The sequence below is a fragment of the Halomonas ventosae genome (assembly GCF_004363555.1).
GTDB classification, from domain to species: Bacteria; Pseudomonadota; Gammaproteobacteria; order Pseudomonadales; family Halomonadaceae; genus Halomonas; species Halomonas ventosae.
This window is the reverse complement of sequence record NZ_SNZJ01000045.1, coordinates 1-1,149: the sequence shown is the minus strand read 5'-3', so window position 1 is coordinate 1,149 and position 1,149 is coordinate 1. Positions and strand designations below refer to the sequence as shown.

1 protein-coding gene is annotated in these 1,149 nt (G+C 61.8%); it reads left to right on the top strand.

Features of this window, described 5'->3' with window-relative positions; genetic code table 11:
- Nucleotides 1-72 precede the first annotated feature (72 nt).
- Nucleotides 73-1,149, top strand: a 1,077-nt coding sequence (locus DFP85_RS18785; protein ID WP_133637928.1) for a selenium-binding protein SBP56-related protein, incomplete at its 3' end; no start/stop codon positions are given.

Here is a 1,149-nt window from a genome sequence, read left to right as displayed (position 1 = left end):
GGCCGCCCAGGGACTGCGGTGGTCTTGTGAACGACGCAGGTGGATTTCCTGTCCTTTCCAGGAGAGGGCACCATGACTTTACGACCCGACCCGACATTCCACGCCACGGCGCAGCTGGCCATGCAGGCGCCTGTGGAGAACTATGGCTTCACCGTGATGCTCAGCCCGGACGGCGCGCAACCGGACGCGCTCGCCGTGGTCGATCTGAATCCGGACTCCGACCGCTATGGCACCATCGTGAACACCCTGGCCATGCCCTATACAGGCGACGAGTTCCATCATTTCGGCTGGAACGCCTGTTCCTCGTCGCTGTCGCCGATGTCCGGCCATGCCTTCCTCGAGCGCCGCTACCTGATCGTGCCGGGGATCCGGTCCTCGCGCATCTACGTGATCGACGTGAAAGACCCGCTTGACGCGAAGATCCACAAGATCATCGAGCCCGAAGAGGTTTTCGAGAAGACCGGTTATTCGCGCCCCCACACCATCCATTGCGGGCCCGAGGGCATCTATATCTCGACACTCGGTGGCGGCGGTGCGGACGGCACGGACGGACCGCCCGGCATCTTCATCATGGATTGCGAGACCTTCGAGATCCTCGGCCGTTACGAGATGGACCGGGGCAAGCAGGACAAGCATTACGATTTCTGGTGGAACCTGCCGCAGGACTACATGGTCAGTTCCGAATGGGGGCTGCCGCCGCAGTTCGAGAATGGCCTCGTCGCCGAGGATCTTCTGGCGAACAAGTACGGCCATTCGATCCACTTCTGGGATCTGCGCCGGCGCAAGAATATCCAGACGATGGATTTCGGCGAGAACTACCAGATGGCGCTGGAGATCCGGCCCGCGCACGACCCGAAGAAATCCTACGGTTTTTGCGGCATTGTCGTGGACACCACGAACCTGCAAGGCGCGATCTTCACCTGGTGGCGCGGTGACGATGGCACCTGGCAGTCCAAGAAGACCATCACCATTGATCCGCGCCCCGAGGCGGCGGAAAACCTGCCGCCGCTCCTGCAGGGATTCGAGGCGGTGCCACCGCTGGTCACCGATATCGATCTCAGTCTCGACGACAAGTACCTGTACGTGGCCTGTTGGGGCCTGGGCGAGATGCACCAGTATGACGTGTCGGACCCCATGAACCCGGTCCTG